The sequence below is a fragment of the Streptomyces sp. NPDC004126 genome, assembly GCF_050275515.1.
Lineage (GTDB): Bacteria > Actinomycetota > Actinomycetes > Streptomycetales > Streptomycetaceae > Streptomyces.
Genome location: NZ_JBNNPF010000002.1, coordinates 310,600 through 326,983 on the forward strand (window position 1 = coordinate 310,600; position 16,384 = coordinate 326,983).

Consider the following 16,384-nt stretch of genomic DNA (forward strand, 5'->3'; position numbering starts at 1 on the left):
CTGTGCCGGTGGTGCTGGTGGTGATGCTCATACCGCCTCCTGCAGGGGGTGTTCGCGGGGGCGGCCGAGAGCGGCCAGCGCGGCGTGCGCCGCGCCGAGGCCGCTGCGGACGGCGCTCTCCATGGTCGCGGGCCAGCCGGTGGCGGTCCACGCACCGGCGAGGTAGAGCCCCGGCGTGTCGGTGCGGGGGCCCGGCCGCAGCCGGCCGACGCCCGGGCTGGGGGCGAAGGTGGCCGTCCGCTCGCGGGTGACGAAGAAGTCCCGTACCTTCGCGCCGCGCGCGGCCGGAAGCAGCCGTTCCAGCTCGGGCAGGTACTTGGCGCGCAGGACGGAGACGGGCTCGTCGATGTCGTCCTGGGCGACGGACTGGGACAGCGCCAGGTACTGGCCGCCGTCGGTGAGTCCGGAGGCGTCGGTGCGGTCGAAGACCCACTGGACGGGGGTGCCCAGCGCGGCGAAGAAGGGCTGCTTGAGCACCTTGCGGTCGTAGACGACGTGGACGTTGAGGATGGGGGCGGTGCCGATGTCGAGGAGCTTGTCCGGGTCGGCCAGCGCCCCGGCGGGCAGCAGGGCGTGCGCCTCGCGCTGCGGGACGGCGAGGACGACGGTGCCCGCGTCGAGGGACTCGCCCTCGGTGTCGACCCGCCAGCCGCCGTCCCCGGTGCGGGTGACCGCGGTGACCCGGGTGCGCAGTTCGGTGCGCACCCCGGCGGCGTCGAGGGCCTTGCGGGCGAGGGTGTCGTGGAGGTCGCCGAGCGGGACCTTGGCCCAGCCGATGTCGGCGGCGCCGTTCTCGGAGAGCAGGCCGGTCTTGAAGACCATGGCGGCCAGGCCCAGCGAGGAGTCGCCGGCGGTGGCGTTGAGGGTGGCGATGCCGACGAGGTCCCACAGGGCGTCGACGGTGCGGGGGGACTGGCCGTAGCGGGCCAGCCAGGTGCCGAAGTCGAGGCCGTCGAGGGCCGGGTCGGCGGGGTCGAGGCGGCGCAGCGCGAGGGCGGCGCGGCCGACGCTCGCGCGCTCGGCGAGGGAGAGGTGCGGGTAGGTCGCCAGCGAGGCGGCCAGGTGCAGGGGGACGGGCAGCGCGCTGCGGCGCAGCCGCCCGAGGCGGGGCCCGCGGGGGTGGGCCACGTCGAGGACGGGCACGTCGAGCCGGTCCTGGAGCGGGGCGAGGGCCGCGCCGTCGACGCGGTCCAGGAACCACCGGTAGGCGGTGCAGCAGCGCAGGTAGACGTGCTGGCCGTTGTCGACGGTCAGGTCGCCGCGCTTGAAGGAGAAGGCGAGGCCGCCGAGCCGGGGCCGCCCTTCGAGGAGGGTGACCCGCAGTCCGGCGTCGGCGAGCTCCAGCGCGGCCGTGACGCCGGCGAGGCCGCCGCCGATGACGACGGCGCGGTCGTCGCTCCCGCCGGTTCCGCTGCCGCTCATGAGGCCTCCCTGGTGGTACGCCGGCCCGCCCGGCCGGAGGGTGCTGCGAAGCCCGCAGGGACAGACGCGGCCCCGCCCCGCACGGTTGCCCGCGCGGCGGCCGGCAGGGACCGCGCGGGGCCGGGGAACCCGCCGGCGGCGGGTGCCGCGTCCTGCGGGCGGACGCCGCCCGGTGCCGGGCGGGTGCCCGGGCGGGCGGGCGGCATCAGGGTCGCCGCCGGGTGGTCCGGCGGGAGACGGTGCGGGCGTCGAGGCCGGACAGGCCGCGTACGGCCACGTACGCCTTCTCGTGGGTCGGCAGCGACACGCGGCCGCGCAGCACCGCCTCGGGTTCGCGCTCGATGCGGTCCAGGAGGCGGCGGTAGATGCCCGCCATGGCGGCCACGCAGGCGCCGCTGCGCCGGTCGAGCATCGGCAGCAGCCGGTAGCCCTCGGTGAACAGGGCCCGGGCGCGCCGGACCTCGTGGTGCACGAGTCCGGCGAAGTCGGCTCCGGCGGGGGCCCGGCCGCCCTGGAAGCCCTCGGAGCAGCCGAACTTGGCGAGGTCCTCGGCCGGCAGATAGGTGCGTCCGTTGCCGGCGTCCTCGCGGACGTCGCGCAGGATGTTCGTGAGCTGGAGCGCCAGGCCCAGGGTGTCGGCGTACTCGTCGGCGCGGTCGGCCGGGCCGACGGTGCCGAACACGCCGAGGGAGAGCCGTCCGATGGCCCCGGCGACGCAGCGGCAGTAGGCCGCGAGGTCGTCCCAGGTCTCGTACTCCTCGCCGCGGACGTCCATCAGGACGCCGTCGATGAGTTCGTCGAGGCCGCCGAGGGGGATCGGGAAGCGGCGCGCGGCGTGCGCGAGGGCGACGGCGACCGGGTCGGTGTCGTCCTCGTCGACCTCCCCGCCGCGGATCCGGCCGAGCAGGGCGCGGGTGTCCTCCAGCCGGGCCAGCTTGGCTCCGGGCGCGAGGGTGCCGTCGCCGATGTCGTCGACGCGCCGGGAGAAGGCGTACAGCGCGGACATCGCCTGCCGCTTGTCGGTGGGCAGCAGCCGGATGCCGTACGCGAAGTTGCGCGCCTGCGTGCCGGTGACGGCCTCGCAGTAGCTGTAGGCCGCGAGGACCTGGGCGGACGGTGCTGACGCGTGTGCGGTGCCCTCCACGTTCGGGCTCACCCCTTTCTCGGCGCTGTGCGCAGGACGGCGGCCACCTCGCGGAGCAGGAGGCTCCGGGTGGGCTTGGGCGGGCCGGGCAGCACGTCGAAGCCGGCGGCGGAGACCGCGCGCAGGGCGGCTCGCCCCCCTCCCGTGAATCCCGCGAGCAACAGCCGCAGCCTGCCGTGCACGCTACCCACGAGCGGGATGCCCTCATTCAGCAGGTCGCTCGCGCGTTCGGCCTCGAAGGCGATCAGGGACCGCAGGGAGGCTCCGGCGGACGGGGCCCCGAGGTCGGCCTCGGTGACGTGGAAGCGGCGCATGTCCTCGGCGGGGAGGTAGATCCGGTCGCGGCCGAGGTCCTCGGCGACGTCCTGGAGGTGCTCGACGAGCTGCAGGGCCGTGCAGACGGCGTCGGAGCGGCGGATCCGCTCGGGGGTGCCGGTGCCGGTGAGCTCCAGCACGAGGCGCCCGACGGTGTTGGCGGAGAGCTCGCAGTAGCCGAGGAGCTCCCCGTACGTCTCGTAGCGGGCCACTCGCTGGTCCTGGCGGTTGGCCTCGATGAGCCCGAGGAAGTGCTCGGCGCTCAGGCCGTGGTCGCGTACGACGGGCTGGAGGGCGAGCAGCAGGGGGTGGCGCGGGGGGCCGTCGGTGCCGCCGAAGACGCGCAGCAGGTCGGCTTCGAGGGCGTCGAGCATCGCGAGCCGGTCGTCGGCCGCGGCGGCGTCGAGGCCGAGGAGGACGGCGTCGCGGCCGCCGGGGGCGAGGTCGCCGTCGCCGATGTCGTCGACCAGGCGGGCGTACCCGTAGACCGCCATGAGGCCGTCGCGCCAGGCGCGCGGGAGGAAGGCGGGGGCGACGGGGAAGTTCTCCGCCGCGGCCTTTCCGAGGGTGGCCCGCGCGTGGTGCAGGTCGGGGGCGCCTTCGCCGGCCGCCGGCGCGGGACGGATGCCGTGCCCGGGGGTCACCGCCCGCCGCCCGGGACGGCCGCTGTGCCTGGGGGCCGGAGAATTCCCGTAGCCATTGCCGTCACGTCTCCCGTTCTACACTGCCGACCCAAGTCATCCTATTTCGGACACGCCGCCGGACCTTACCCGGGGGTATCCCCACGGAGCCGGCTGCGGGGAATCGTCCACTCTTGGCGCGATTGAGAACTGGTCCAGCTTACGCTGTACAACGCCGCGGGGGCCTATCGGGTGTCCCCGCGCCCCGGAATGTCGGCCGCCGCCCCGGATCTCCCGCTCCGCCCGCCGGTCCGCGGGCGCCTCCCCCATGGCGAGGCCCCCACCGCGGGGAGCGGAGGGGGCCTCGGGGCCGGGGGCGGCGGACCCTCGGGTCAGTGGCCGCTGGCCTTCTCGTACGCCGAGACCACTTCCTCGGTGGGGCCGTCCATCAGGAGCTCGCCCTTCTCCAGCCACAGCACCCGGTCGCAGGTGTCGCGGATGGACTTGTTGTTGTGGCTCACCAGGAAGACCGTGCCGGCCTTCTCCCGCAGCTCGCGGATGCGGTTCTCGGACCGCACCTGGAAGCTGCGGTCACCCGTGGCGAGCGCCTCGTCGATCATCAGGACGTCGTGGTCCTTGGCGGCGGCGATCGAGAAGCGCAGGCGCGCGGCCATGCCGGAGGAGTAGGTGCGCATCGGCAGGGAGATGAAGTCGCCCTTCTCGTTGATCCCCGAGAAGTCGACGATGTCCTGGTAGCGCTCCTTGATCTGCTCGCGGCTCATGCCCATCGCGAGACCGCCGAGGACGACGTTGCGCTCGCCGGTGAGGTCGTTCATCAGGGCGGCGTTCACGCCGAGCAGCGAGGGCTGGCCGTCGGTGTAGACCTTGCCGGACTCGCAGGGCAGCAGGCCCGCGATGGCGCGCAGCAGGGTCGACTTGCCGGAGCCGTTGGAGCCGATGAGGCCGATGGCCTCGCCGCGGTACGCGGTGAAGGAGACGCCCCGCACGGCGTGGACGCGGCGGACGCCGGGGGCGTCGCCCTTCCCCCGGCGGAGGATCTTGCTCAGGGCGGCGGTGGCGCTGCCCCTGCCGGAGCTGCCCGTGTTGACGCGGTACACGATGTGCACCTCGTCCGCGATGACGGTGGGGACGCGCCCCTGGGTGTTGTCAGCCACGGCCGTAACGCTCCTCAGCCTTCCAGAAGTACACGAAGCCGCCGAGGCCGATCACCACGGCCCAGCCGACCGCGAAGGCCCAGACGTGCGGCGGGAGGTTCTCCGGGCCGTAGCCGTCGATCATCGCGAAGCGGACCAGGTCCATGTAGATCGCGGCGGGGTTCCACTGGAGCACGTCCGCGATCCACGCCGGCCGGTCCTTCAGCATCTCGCTGATGGAGAACATGACGCCCGAGGCGTACATCCAGGTACGGGTGAGGAAGGGCATCAGCTGCGCCAGGTCGGGGGTCTTGGACCCCATGCGCGCGAAGACCAGCGCGAGCCCGGTGTTGAAGACGAACTGCAGCACCAGCGTCGGGATCACCAGCAGCCAGGACAGGCGCGGGTAGTTCCCGAAGGCCACGGCGACGACGACCACGACGATCATCGAGTACAGGAGCTGCTGGAGCTGCTGCATCGAGAAGGAGATCGGCAGGGAGGCGCGCGGGAAGTGCAGCGCGCGCACCAGGCCGAGGTTGCCGGGGATCGCCCGGACACCGGCCATCAGCGAGCTCTGGGTGAAGGTGAAGACGAAGATGCCCATCACCAGGAAGGGGATGTAGACCCCCTTCTCCATGCCCCGGCCGGCGTTCAGGATCAGGCCGAAGATCAGGTAGTACACCAGCGCGTTGAGCAGCGGGGTCGCCACCTGCCAGACCTGGCCGAGCTTGGCCTGGCTGTACTGCGCCACCAGCTTGGCCCGCGAGAAGGCCATGATGAAGTGGCGCCTGCCCCAGAGCTGCCGCACGTATCCGCCCAGGCTGGGCCGCGCGCCACTGACGGACAGGCCGTACTTCCGGGCGAGCTCCGCGGGGCTGAGCCCGGCGTCGTCGGACGGCGGCTTGCTCGTGGCGAGGGCACCGTCGTGGGTTGTGTCACTCACAAGTTGGAACTTTCCGTCTTCTGGATGCGGCAGGAGGGGCATCGGGGGCTGGGACGCCGGACCCGTGAAGGGCCCATGGTCCCAGACCCGAGCTTGTCAGATGACCGGCGGGCGGCCCAGCCGCGTCAGCCGCCAGACCGTGCGCCACCTCATGGGGCGCCGGGGACCACAGGGGGTGGTCCAGCCCTCCTTGAACCCGCCGAACCAGGCCTTGAGCGCCGGCGCCGAGGGCCTGCGTACGAGCGTCAGCGCCAGCCAGACGCCCAGGTAGACCGGGACCAGCGGGGCGGGCAGGTTGCGGCGGGCGAGCCACACCCGGTTACGGGCCACCATACGGTGGTACACCGCGTGCCGGGAGGGGGCGGTGGCCGGGTGCAGCAGCACCATGTCCGCCCGGTAGTCGATCAGCCACCCCGCGTCGAGCGCCCGCCAGGCCAGGTCGGTCTCCTCGTGGGCGTAGAAGAACTCGCCGGGGAGCGTGCCGACCTGCTCGAACACCTTCGTGCGGACGGCGTTGGCACCGCCCAGGAACGTGGTCACGCGGGAGGAGCGCATCGGGTCCGAGGCGCGCAGCCGGGGTACGTGGCGGCGCTGGGTGGTGCCGGTCTCGGGGTCGGCGATGCGGAAGCTGACGATCCCGAGCTCCGGGTCCTCGGCGAAGGCCTGCCGGCACAGCTCGGCGGTGTCCGTGCGCTCCAGCAGCCCGTCGTCGTCGAGGAAGAGCAGGGCGTCGACGTCGGAGCCGCCGGGCCCGAAGGCCTCGATGCCGACGTTGCGGCCGCCGGGGATGCCCAGGTTCTCCGGGAGGCCGACGGTGCGCACGCCCTCGGGGAGCCCGGTGACCTCGACGCCCTGGCCGACGACGACCACCTCGACGGGGTCGCCCTCCTGCCGGGCGACCGAGTCGAGGAGCGCCTTCAGCTCGTCGGGGCGGTTGCCCATGGTGATGATCACGGCGCCCAGCCGCATCGGCGCGGTCACTTGAGCCTGCTGGAGGCCAGGACCGACACCAGGTGCAGCACGGTCTGGAGCATCGCGATGCCCGCGAGTACGGCCACGCCGATGCGGGTGAAGAACAGGTCTCCGCGGATCTGGTCGGCGATGGCCAGGACCAGGATCAGCAGGGAGGCCTCGATGCCGAGGATCAGCCGGTGGAACTTGAGCGCGGCGGCGGCCCGGCGGGCGAGGGCCATGCCGGAGGAGCGGGGCTCGGCGGCGGACTCCTGGACCACGGGCTTGCCGGCCTGGTGCCGGGCCACGCCGACCAGGTCGGTCTCGGCCTTGATCAGGATGGCGCCGAGGGCGGCGAGGGTGCCCAGGAAGGCCCACAGCCAGTCGATCCGCCCGCTGCCCCACAGGTCGGCGGCGCGCAGGCCGAAGCCGACGAGGACGGCCGCGTCGCACAGGTAGGCGCCGACCCGGTCCAGGTAGACGCCGGAGAGCGAGTACTGCTTCTTCCAGCGGGCGACCTCGCCGTCGACGCAGTCGAGCAGCAGGTACAGCTGGACCGCGACCACGCCGAGGGCGGCGCCGAGCACGCCCGGCACCAGCAGGGCCGGGGCGGCGAGGACGCCGGCGACGGTCATCACGTAGGTCAGCTGGTTCGGCGTGACTTTGGTGGTGACCAGCAGCCGGGTGATGCGCAGGGAGACCTCGCGCATGTACAGGCGACCGCCCCAGTGCTCGCCACTGCGCCGGTCCTTGACGCCCGGCGGGTGAACGACGGGCCGGAGTTCAGCTACGGATGGTCTGGGCATAGTCGGCGTAAGCGTCCCTGATCTCGGCTGCGGACAGGTTGAGGTGCTCCAGGATCGTGAAGCGTCCCGGGCGGGTCTGGGGGGCGTACTCGACGGCGGCGACGAACTCGTCCACGCTGAACCCGATCTCCTCGGGCAGCACGGGCAGGCCGTGGCGGCGCAGCACCTCCGTGAACAGGCCGGCCTGTTCGGCGGCCCCGCGCAGGTGCATGGCGAAGGCGGCGCCGATGCCGACCTGCTCGCCGTGGAGCGCGGAGCGCCCGGGGTAGAGCAGGTCGAAGGCGTGGCTGATCTCGTGGCAGGCCCCGGAGGAGGGGCGGCTGTCCCCGCTGATCGACATGGCGATGCCGGAGAGGACGAGGGCCTCGGAGAGCACGGTGAGGAACTCGTCGTCGCCGCAGCCGCCGGGGTGGCGCAGCACCGACTCGCCGGCGGTACGGGCCATGGCGGCGGCCAGGCCGTCCACGGACTCGCCGGTGATCTTGTGCGAGAGCTCCCAGTCGGCGATGGCCGAGATGTTGGAGATGGCGTCGCCGACCCCGGCGCGGATGAAGCGGGTGGGGGCCTCGCGGATCACGTCGAGGTCGATCACCATCGCGATCGGGGTGGGGACGCCGTAGGAGCCCCGGCCGTTGTCGTTGTCCAGGATGGACACCGGGGAGCAGATGCCGTCGTGGGAGAGGTTGGTGGCGATGGCCACCATGGGCAGGCCGACCCGCGCCGCGGCGTACTTCGCCACGTCGATGATCTTCCCGCCGCCCAGCCCCACGACGGCGTCGTAGCGGCGGCCCTTTATGTCGTCGGCGAGCTTGACCGCCGAGTCGATGGTGCCGTCGACGACCGGGTACCAGTCGGCGAGCGGCAGGGCCGGCTCCAGACGGGTGCGCAGCGCCTGTCCGGAGCCCCCGCTGATCGCGATCGCGAGCCGGCCGGACGCGGAGATCCGCTGGTCGGCGAGGATGCCGTCCAGCTGGTCCATCGCCCCGCAGCTGATGTCGACGACGACCGGCGAGGGGATCAGCCGCGTCAGTACTGGCATGCGATCGTCCGGCCCTTGGCGAGGTCGTCGTGGTTGTCGATCTCGACCCACTTGACGTCACCGATGGGGGCGACGTCGATGGTGAAGCCGTCGTTGACGAGCTGCTGGTAGCCGTCCTCGTAGTAGAGGTCGGGGTCGCGCTCGAAGGTGGTCTTCAGGGCCTCGGCGAGCTGCTCGGCGGCCTCGGGCTCGATGAGGGTGACGCCGATGTACTCGCCGGTCGCGTCGGCGGGCTCCATCAGCTTGGTGATCTTCCGCACACCCTCGTCGCCGTCCACGACGACCTTCATCTCCTCGTCGGCCAGGTTCTTGACCGTGTCGAGGGCGAGGATGATCTTCCGGCCGTCGCCGCGGGCGGCGAGCAGGGTCTTCTCGACGGAGACGGGGTGGACGGTGTCGCCGTTGGCGAGGATCACACCCTGCCCCAGGACGTCACGCGCGCACCACAGGGAGTAGGCGTTGTTCCACTCCTCGGCCTTGTCGTTGTCGATCAGCGTGATCTTGACGCCGTACTTGGCCTCCAGGGCCTCCCGGCGCTCGTACACGGCCTCCTTGCGGTAGCCGACGACGATCGCGACCTCGGTCAGGCCGACCTCGGCGAAGTTGCCCAGGGTCAGGTCGAGGACGGTGAGGCTGTCCTCCTGCCCCTCGGGGCCGACGGGCACGAGGGCCTTGGGCAGGGTGTCGGTGTAGGGACGCAGGCGGCGTCCGGCACCGGCAGCGAGGACAAGGCCGATCATGCTGGTTCTCCTTCGTCATGTACGGCGGGTGCCCCGGAGGAGACCCAGAAGCGGATGCTCTCCACGAGCACCACGATTGCCACGAACACGGCCATGGCCGTGAGCGCGACGGGGAACGCGTCACGGGCGAGGACGGTGGCGAGGACCACGGCCAGCAGGACCCTGCCCTCGTGACCGCCGGTCGTCCGCACCAGCCAGTGCGGGGGAGCGCCCGAGCCACCACGGATGCGGTAGACGGTGTCGTAGTGATGGTAGGCGACCGCCGCGACCAGTCCGAATGCGGCGGGAAGGGCCCCGGGGACGTCGGCCTTGGCCGCCAGCACGAGGACCGTCACGTACTCGGCGAACCGGAAGAGCGGCGGGATCAGCCAGTCGAGGGGGCCCTTGAGGGGGGCGGCCACCGCCGCGCCGGCGAAGAACACGTACCCGGCGGCGGTCCCGATCAGCCAGGGGTCCCCGAAGTCCCCGGTGAGCGCGTTGCCGGTGATCAGCAGCGCGGCGGCCAGGGCCAGCCAGGGCGCGGCGCGGTCCGGCCGCCTGGTGGGCCGGGGGTAGCCGGTCCAGGCCAGGACGCCCGAGTCGGCGAGGTCCGCGAGGGCCCGGGCCGCCCGGTCGGTCCTCTTCGCCTTGCGGGTCACCGAGCGCAGGACGCGTCCGGCGGTGGTGTACAGCGCGCCGAAGGCGCAGCCGACGAGCAGGGCGTAGAAGACGGTGCGGGGGGTGGTGACGGCGGTCAGCACCGCGATCATCGCCCAGCGCTCGCCGATCGGCAGGATGATCATCCGCCGGACCCAGACGGTCCAGCCGACGCTGTCGAGCCGGCCGGAGAGGGCCGCGGTGGGGCTCGTGTTGGCGGTGGCGTCGTGGTTGGCCTCGTTGAACGAGAAGTCCACCACGTGCCGGCAGGTCATCAGGATCATCGAGGCGAGGGCGAGGGCCCAGACGTCGTCGCCGTTGCGGGCCGCGCCGAGCGCGAGGCCCGCGTAGAAGGAGTACTCCTTCGCACGGTCGAAGGTCGCGTCGAGCCAGGCGCCCATCGTCGAGTACTGGAGCGAGTAGCGGGCGAGCTGCCCGTCGGTGCAGTCCAGGACGAAGGAGACGAGCAGCAGCACGCCGGCGGTGACGTAGCCCCAGCGCTCCCCCGTGGCCGCGCAGCCCGCCGCGACCAGCGCGGTGATCAGCGAGGCGGTGGTGACCTGGTTCGGGGTCAGGCCGCGGCGCGCGCACCAGCGGGCGATGTAGCGCGAGTACGGGCTGATGAAGAAGGTGGTGAAGAAGCCGTCGCGGGACTTCACCGCGCTGCGCAGGCGCACGGCCTCGTCGTCGACGGCGGCCACGGCGGCGAGGGCCTCGGTGCGCTCGGCCTCCCCGTCCGGCACGGCCGCGACCAGGCTGCCCAGCTCGGGCCGCTGGACGGTGGTCCCGGCGGCCTCCACCGCGGCGGCGAGCCGGTCCGCGTACGGTCCGGTGCCCGCCGGGGCCAGCGCGGCGGCCTTGTCGAGGGCCGCGCGGGCCCCCGCCTGGACGGCGAAGGCGCCGGTCACGGCGCAGGCGTCGAAGCGCGGGTCGGTCAGGGCGAGGCGCAGCGCGTGCGGGTGCCCGACGAAGGCGCTGTCGACGACGGCCACCCGCTCCTGGGCCGGGACCCCGGCGAGGGCGGTGGCGGTGTCTTCGGGACCGGCGGCCGGGCGGACGTCGAACCCGAGCGACCGGAGCTCGTCCTGGAGCGGTGATCCGGGTACCGGCGGGCCGGTGAGGATGACGGTCGGCAGACGAACTCACTCCTTGCGACGGACATTCCCGACGGCCGGGCGCCCGGGTGGGGGCGGCGGCAGCGCGTCGGCAGGGCTGTCGGCAGAGGCTATCGGATGAATGGAAGGCCTCATTCATCAGCTGTTCAGGCCGAAACGGGGCCGTTCGGGCCCGGATGTTAGGGTGGACGGCGGCGCACACGGGTCACGTGGTGCGCCCAGGCGGGTCGAAGCGGCCCTGTTCGGGAAACGAGGTGGGTTGATGACCGTCGCAGTGGTCGCTGCCGTGCGCAGCGAACTCCGGTACATCCCCGTTTCCTTCCGGGCGTCCGGCCGGGTCTGACACCGACCACCGGTAAGACCTCGTCGGCCGGAGCCCCCGTTCAAGGGTTCACGTTGACCGACAACACCGCTTCTTCTTCCGCATCTCCTTCCGGCTCCGACGACGGCGTCTTCGCCGCCTTCATGGAGCTGCACCGCGGGCTGCCCCGGCAGACCCCCGGTTCCGACGACTCCACCCGGCACCTGCTCTCCCTGTGCGGACCGCTCCCCGAGCGGCCCCGCGTCCTCGACCTGGGCTGCGGTCCGGGCCGCAGCGCCCTGCTGCTCGCCGCCGAGGCGGGCGGGGCGGGCCTCGCCGAGGTGACCGCCGTCGACCTCTACGAGCCCTTCCTCGACGAGCTGCGCGCGGCCGCCTCCGCGCGGGGCCTGGACGGGCGCGTCCGCACGGTGCGCGCCGACATGGGCGAGCTTCCCTCCGAGGGGTTCGAGGACGGCTCCTTCGACCTCGTCTGGGCGGAGGGCTCCGCCTACATCCTCGGTTTCGACCGCGCGCTCGCCGAGTGGAAGCGCCTGCTGGCACCCGGCGGGCGGCTCGTGCTGACCGAGTGCGAGTGGACCGCCGAGGAGCCCTCGGCCGGGGCCCGGGCCTTCTGGGACCCGCAGTACCCGCTGCGCTCCACCGCCCGCAACACCGCGGCCGCCCAGGCGGCCGGGTACCGGGTGCTCGGCACCCGGCTCCAGCCCGACTCCGACTGGGCCGAGTACTACGGCCCGCTCGGCGAGCGGGTCCGGGCCGCCGTGCCCGCCTCGCCCGCGGCGGAGGCCGCGCTGGGATACGTGCGCGAGGAGCTCGCCGTACGGGAACGGCACGGGCACGAGTACGGGTACACGGGCTTCGTGCTGGCCCCGGTGACCGCCGGGGACGGGGACCGCTGGCGGACCCGCCCCGAGGCGCCGGCCGACGCGGCGGCCGTGCGGGCCGTCAACCTGGCGGCCCTCGGCACCCCGCTGGAGGCTGATCTCGTGGACGCGCTGCGCGCCGACGCCGAGGCCTGGCTGCCGGGGCTCTCGTACGTGGCCGAGGGCCCGGACGGCGAGGTGGCCGCGCACGCGCTGCTGACCCGCTGCCGGGTGGACGGGGTGCCCGCGCTGGCCCTCGCGCCGGTGGCCGCCGATCCCTCGCTCCAGCGCTCGGGCGCCGGGAGCGCCGTCGTACGGGCGCTGCTCGCGGCCGCGCGGGAAGCCGGGGAGGCGCTGGTGCTGGTCCTCGGGCACCCCTCGTACTATCCGCGGTTCGGTTTCACGCCGGCTTCGCGGTTCGGGATCAGGGCGCCGTTCGAGGTGCCCGACGAGGCGATGATGGCCCTGGTGCTGGACGATTCCGTTCCGGTGCCGGCGGGCACGATCTCCTATCCGGCCCCCTTCGGGATCTGATCCCCTGCCGGACGTCCGCCCCTCTCCGCTTACCACGCGGAGGGGGGCGGACATGCGCGGATCTCCGAAGTGGGGACAAGCCTCTTTTGTACGGCAGACTGAAGGCCGAAGTCCGAAGCGAAGGATGGGTATGCCGACCACACCAGCCACCGACGCCACCAGCAGCGCGTCCACCGGCACCGGAGCTCAAGAACCGATCATGCTCGAACTGGTCGACGAGTCCGGCAACACCATCGGCACGGCGGAGAAGCTCGCCGCGCACCAGGCACCGGGCCTGCTGCACCGGGCGTTCTCCGTGTTCCTCTTCGACCAGCAGGGCCGGCTGCTGCTCCAGCAGCGCGCCCTCGGGAAGTACCACTCCCCCGGCGTCTGGTCGAACACCTGCTGCGGCCACCCCTACCCCGGGGAGTCTCCGTTCGCGGCCGCGGCCCGGCGCACCCACGAGGAGCTCGGGCTCTCGCCCTCGCTGCTCGCGGAGGCGGGTACGGTCCGCTACAACCACCCGGACCCGGACTCCGGGCTGGTGGAGCAGGAGTACAACCACCTGTTCGTGGGACTGGCCCGGCCGGTGCTGGACCCGGACCCGGAGGAGGTCGGCGACACCGCCTTCGTCACGGCCGAGGAGCTGGAGAAGCGGCACGCCGAGCAGCCGTTCTCCGCCTGGTTCATGACGGTGCTGGACGCGGCGCGGCCCGCGATCCGCGAGCTGACCGGCGACGCGGCCGGCTGGTAGCCGCTACGCCGTTCAGGTGCGGACGCCCGGGACGGCCGTCCCGGGGGTCAGATCCCGGGGGCCGGGGCGGCGAGCGGCAGTGCCGCCCAGATCACCTTGCCGCCCGTCGCGGTGTGCTCGACGTCGCACACCCCGCCGGCCTCCAGGGTGATCTCCCGGACCAGCAGCAGGCCCCGGCCGCCGGTCTGGCCGAAGTCGGCCTCCAGCGCCTTGGGCCGGTACGGGTGGTTGTCCTCGACGGCCACCCGTACCCACTCCCGGCCCACCGCCACCTCGACGGCGACTTCCGGGGAGAGCAGGGCCGCGTGCCGGACCGAGTTCGTCACCAGTTCGGAGACGATCAGCAGCAGCGAGTACACGAGGTCCTGCTGGGCCGGCACCCCCTGGCGGCCGAGCAGGTCGCGGACCGCCCGGCGGGCCTGCGGAACGGATTCTTCAACCGCCGGCGCGGTGAAGCGCCACACTCCCTCGTAAGCGAGGGGGTCGGCCGGGGCCGACACCTCACCTCCCCGGGCCGGCGGGATGCTCCCGCTGTCGTCCATCTTCCGGCCCCCGTCTTCGCGCTCGATCGTCTCCACGTGTCAAGAGTGGGGAAGACCCTGGTCCGTACCGCGCCGCTGACCAGAAGTCAGCGTCAATCGGACGCTTTCTGACCACTGGTTTATGACGGAGTCAGTTGTTGGGCCGTTCCTGATCCGGTGCGGGCCCCTTCCCGGCCGCCTCCCGCGTCCCGCCCGCCGCGCCCGGCACGGCCGCCGCGTCGTCTTCCCTGACCAGACCGAGGATCCGGCGGGCGCCCATGCCCAGCCCCACCAGGCTCAGTCCGTCGAACAGCAGGGCGAGCGAGAAGAACGTTCCGATCACGTACAGGCTGTTGCCGGGCCAGCCGGACAGGATCAGGATGCCCAGCAGCAGCCCGAAGGCGCCCTGGATCAGGGAGATCCCGAAGTTCGGGCCGCGCACCACCAGCGCGCCGACGAGGCGGAACACCCCGCCGGTGAGGAAGAGCAGGGCCGCGAACATGGTCAGGGCCTCGGCGCTCGCCTCCGGGCGGCGCAGGATCACGAAGCCCGCGGCCAGGTTGACGGCCGCGACGATGACGGCGAGCCAGAAGTAGGGGGTCCCCCGCGACTGCACGGCCTGCGCGAGGCCGACGACGCCGCCGATCAGCAGCAGCCAGCCGAAGAGGAACATCGAGGTCAGGGTGGCCACGCCCGTGTACACCAGACCCACCAGCCCGGCCAGGACGAGGATCACCCCGAGCAGGGCCAGCAGCCCGAAGCCGCGCTTCAGCTGCTTCTGCTCCCGCTGCCGCGGGTCCGGGTCACTGCGGTCGGCGCCCATGGACGTGCCACCTCCTCGGCACCCCCCGGGGGTCGGACTCCCCTTGATCATAGGATCGGCTGCCCGGGATAGCATCCGGCGCATGGACGCAGCCCTCCACCACACGGTCGGCGACGGGGTCGCCACCGTCGTCATCTCGCACCCGGCCAAGCGGAACGCCATGACCGCCTCCATGTGGCGGGCGCTGCCGGAGCTGCTGGAACTGCTCGCCGAGGACGACGCCGTACGGGTGCTGGTGCTGACCGGGGCCGGTAGCACCTTCTGCGCGGGGGCCGACATCTCCTCGCTCACCGGCAAGGACGACCCGCAGGCCCTGTCCGTGGCGGCGGAGGAGGCCCTCGCGGCCTTCCCGAAGCCGACGCTGGCCGCGATCCGCGGGTTCTGCGTCGGCGGCGGCAGCCAGCTGGCGGCGGCGTGCGACCTGCGCTTCGCGGAGGAGGGCGCGTCGTTCGGGGTGACCCCGGCGAAGCTGGGCATCGTCTACCCGGCGTCCTCCACCCGGCGGCTGGCCTCGGTGGTCGGCCCGGCGTGGGCCAAGTACCTCCTCTTCTCGGCAGAGTTGATCGACGCGGAGACGGCCCTGCGGGCCGGGTTCCTGAACGAGCTGCTGCCGGCGGGCGGCCTGCAGGAGCGGGTGGCCGCCTTCGCCCGGACCCTGACCACCCGCTCGCGGCTGACGCAGGCCGCCGCCAAGGAGTTCGCGGACGGCCGCACCGGCCGGGACGCGTACTGGGCGGCCCAGGCCGCCGCGAGCGGCGACACCGCGGAGGGTGTCGCCGCGTTCCTGGAACGGCGGGCTCCCGCCTTCGGCTGGCGTCCTAGCTGAGCGGGTTGGCGGCGCGCATCCGGGCGACGAGCTCGGCCGGGGCCTTCTCCGGGGAGCCGGCGTCGTACGGCGGCTGCGGGTCGTACTCGCACAGCAGCTGCACGGCCTGCGCGTACTCGTCCCCGGAGATCCGCCCGAGCAGGCCGAGGCCCATGTCCATGCCGGAGGACACCCCGGCCGCGGTGACGTACTTGCCGTCGAAGACCACCCGCTCGCCGGTCGGCCGGGCGCCGAAGGGGACCAGCTTGTCGAGGTAGAGCCAGTGGCTGGTGGCCCGCCGCCCGTCGAGCAGGCCGGCGGCGGCGAGGAGCAGCGAGCCCGTGCAGACGGAGGTGGTCCAGGTGGTCGTGGCGTCCACGGCCCGCAGCCAGTCGAGCACGGCGGGGTTCTTCATCTCCACCTCGGGGTGCGGCCCGCCGGGCACGATGACGATGTCCGGCCGGGTCACCTCGTCGAGCGCCTTGTCGGCGACGAGCCCCAGCACCCCGTTGTCCGTCCGGACGGGACCGGGGCGCTCCGCGACGAACACGGTCTCGGCTTCGGGGATGCGGCTGAGGGTCTCGTAGGGCCCGACGGCGTCGAGCGCGGTGAAGCGGTCGTAGAGCAGTACGGCGATCTGCATGGCTCCTCCGGAGCGGTGAGCCGCCCCTGCGTGCGGGGGCGGAAGTCTGGTCGGCCGGCGCCGGTTCAACGCCGGTGCGGTGCGCGGCGGCACGGCCTTTCTCCGGGCCGGGGTGGGGGTGCGTGTGTCGCCTGCGGGTGGGTGGGCCGCTGCGCGGGGCTGGTCCCCTACCCGCCCTTCCACCGTTCCCAGGGGCTCCGCCCCTGACCCCGGTCCTCAAACGCCGGCGAGGCTATGGATAGCCCGTCCGGCGTTTGA

At 73.2% G+C, this 16,384-nt stretch carries 16 protein-coding genes; 3 read left to right on the plus strand and 13 right to left on the minus strand.

Going from position 1 to position 16,384, the window contains the following annotated elements; all coding sequences use genetic code 11:
- Positions 1-27: 27 nt before the first annotated feature.
- From hpnE to ACQKM2_RS04000, 10 genes are all read right to left on the minus strand, one after another.
- Positions 28-1,422, minus strand: a complete 1,395-nt coding sequence (gene hpnE / locus ACQKM2_RS03955) for a hydroxysqualene dehydroxylase HpnE (RefSeq protein ID WP_427706251.1) — start codon at positions 1,420-1,422, stop codon at positions 28-30.
- A 205-nt stretch (positions 1,423-1,627) separates the two neighbouring features.
- A complete protein-coding gene (hpnD, locus tag ACQKM2_RS03960; RefSeq protein WP_427706253.1) occupies positions 1,628-2,566 on the minus strand; it encodes a presqualene diphosphate synthase HpnD in 939 nt (312 codons plus the stop codon).
- An 8-nt stretch (positions 2,567-2,574) separates the two neighbouring features.
- Positions 2,575-3,468 carry a squalene synthase HpnC gene (gene hpnC / locus ACQKM2_RS03965; protein WP_427706306.1) on the minus strand — a complete coding sequence of 298 codons (894 nt, stop codon included), beginning with the start codon at positions 3,466-3,468 and terminating at the stop codon, positions 2,575-2,577.
- A gap of 425 nt (positions 3,469-3,893) precedes the next feature.
- Positions 3,894-4,676, minus strand: a complete 783-nt coding sequence (locus ACQKM2_RS03970; RefSeq protein WP_427706255.1) for an ABC transporter ATP-binding protein — start codon at positions 4,674-4,676, stop codon at positions 3,894-3,896.
- Positions 4,669-5,598: an ABC transporter permease gene (locus tag ACQKM2_RS03975; RefSeq protein WP_427706257.1), complete on the minus strand. Its 930-nt coding sequence runs from the start codon at positions 5,596-5,598 to the stop codon at positions 4,669-4,671. The genes ACQKM2_RS03970 and ACQKM2_RS03975 overlap by 8 nt, the downstream gene beginning before the upstream one ends.
- Before the next feature lie 96 nt (positions 5,599-5,694).
- Positions 5,695-6,567 (minus strand): glycosyltransferase family 2 protein, encoded by an 873-nt coding sequence (locus ACQKM2_RS03980; protein ID WP_427706308.1) that lies wholly within the window; start codon positions 6,565-6,567, stop codon positions 5,695-5,697.
- Positions 6,568-6,575: 8 nt separating this feature from the next.
- Complete coding sequence (locus tag ACQKM2_RS03985) at positions 6,576-7,355, minus strand: CDP-alcohol phosphatidyltransferase family protein (RefSeq protein WP_427706259.1); 780 nt, start codon at positions 7,353-7,355, stop codon at positions 6,576-6,578.
- Positions 7,333-8,394, minus strand: a complete 1,062-nt coding sequence (locus ACQKM2_RS03990; RefSeq protein ID WP_427706261.1) for an iron-containing alcohol dehydrogenase family protein — start codon at positions 8,392-8,394, stop codon at positions 7,333-7,335. Before ACQKM2_RS03990 ends, ACQKM2_RS03985 begins: the two co-directional genes overlap by 23 nt.
- Positions 8,382-9,134 carry a sugar phosphate nucleotidyltransferase gene (locus tag ACQKM2_RS03995; RefSeq protein ID WP_427706263.1) on the minus strand — a complete coding sequence of 251 codons (753 nt, stop codon included), beginning with the start codon at positions 9,132-9,134 and terminating at the stop codon, positions 8,382-8,384. The genes ACQKM2_RS03990 and ACQKM2_RS03995 overlap by 13 nt, the downstream gene beginning before the upstream one ends.
- On the minus strand, positions 9,131-10,906 hold the full coding sequence (locus ACQKM2_RS04000; RefSeq protein ID WP_427706310.1) for a DUF5941 domain-containing protein: 1,776 nt from the start codon (positions 10,904-10,906) through the stop codon (positions 9,131-9,133). The genes ACQKM2_RS03995 and ACQKM2_RS04000 overlap by 4 nt, the downstream gene beginning before the upstream one ends.
- Before the next feature lie 375 nt (positions 10,907-11,281).
- Here ACQKM2_RS04000 and ACQKM2_RS04005 point away from each other — a divergent pair, with 375 nt between their 5' ends.
- Together ACQKM2_RS04005 and idi are read left to right on the plus strand one after the other, a co-directional pair.
- The gene (locus ACQKM2_RS04005) at positions 11,282-12,601 is read left to right on the plus strand and encodes a GNAT family N-acetyltransferase (protein WP_427706265.1); all 1,320 of its coding nucleotides are present in this window, start codon (positions 11,282-11,284) and stop codon (positions 12,599-12,601) included.
- A gap of 130 nt (positions 12,602-12,731) precedes the next feature.
- Complete coding sequence (gene idi, locus ACQKM2_RS04010; RefSeq protein ID WP_427706267.1) at positions 12,732-13,334, plus strand: isopentenyl-diphosphate Delta-isomerase; 603 nt, start codon at positions 12,732-12,734, stop codon at positions 13,332-13,334.
- Positions 13,335-13,381: 47 nt separating this feature from the next.
- Here the strand turns inward: idi and ACQKM2_RS04015 are convergent, their stop codons facing one another.
- Both ACQKM2_RS04015 and ACQKM2_RS04020 read right to left on the minus strand, forming a co-directional pair.
- A complete protein-coding gene (locus tag ACQKM2_RS04015) occupies positions 13,382-13,876 on the minus strand; it encodes an ATP-binding protein (protein ID WP_260618579.1) in 495 nt (164 codons plus the stop codon).
- A 130-nt stretch (positions 13,877-14,006) separates the two neighbouring features.
- Positions 14,007-14,678, minus strand: coding sequence for an HdeD family acid-resistance protein (locus ACQKM2_RS04020; RefSeq protein ID WP_427706269.1), 672 nt, complete (start codon positions 14,676-14,678; stop codon positions 14,007-14,009).
- A gap of 82 nt (positions 14,679-14,760) precedes the next feature.
- Between ACQKM2_RS04020 and ACQKM2_RS04025 the strand changes: the two genes are divergently transcribed.
- The gene (locus tag ACQKM2_RS04025; protein ID WP_427706271.1) at positions 14,761-15,504 is read left to right on the plus strand and encodes an enoyl-CoA hydratase/isomerase family protein; all 744 of its coding nucleotides are present in this window, start codon (positions 14,761-14,763) and stop codon (positions 15,502-15,504) included.
- On the opposite strand, the gene ACQKM2_RS04030 is transcribed toward ACQKM2_RS04025, so the two are convergent.
- Complete coding sequence (locus ACQKM2_RS04030) at positions 15,497-16,126, minus strand: DJ-1/PfpI family protein (RefSeq protein ID WP_427706273.1); 630 nt, start codon at positions 16,124-16,126, stop codon at positions 15,497-15,499. The two genes, ACQKM2_RS04025 and ACQKM2_RS04030, sit on opposite strands and share 8 nt — an antisense overlap.
- Between the last annotated feature and the right edge of the window lie 258 nt (positions 16,127-16,384).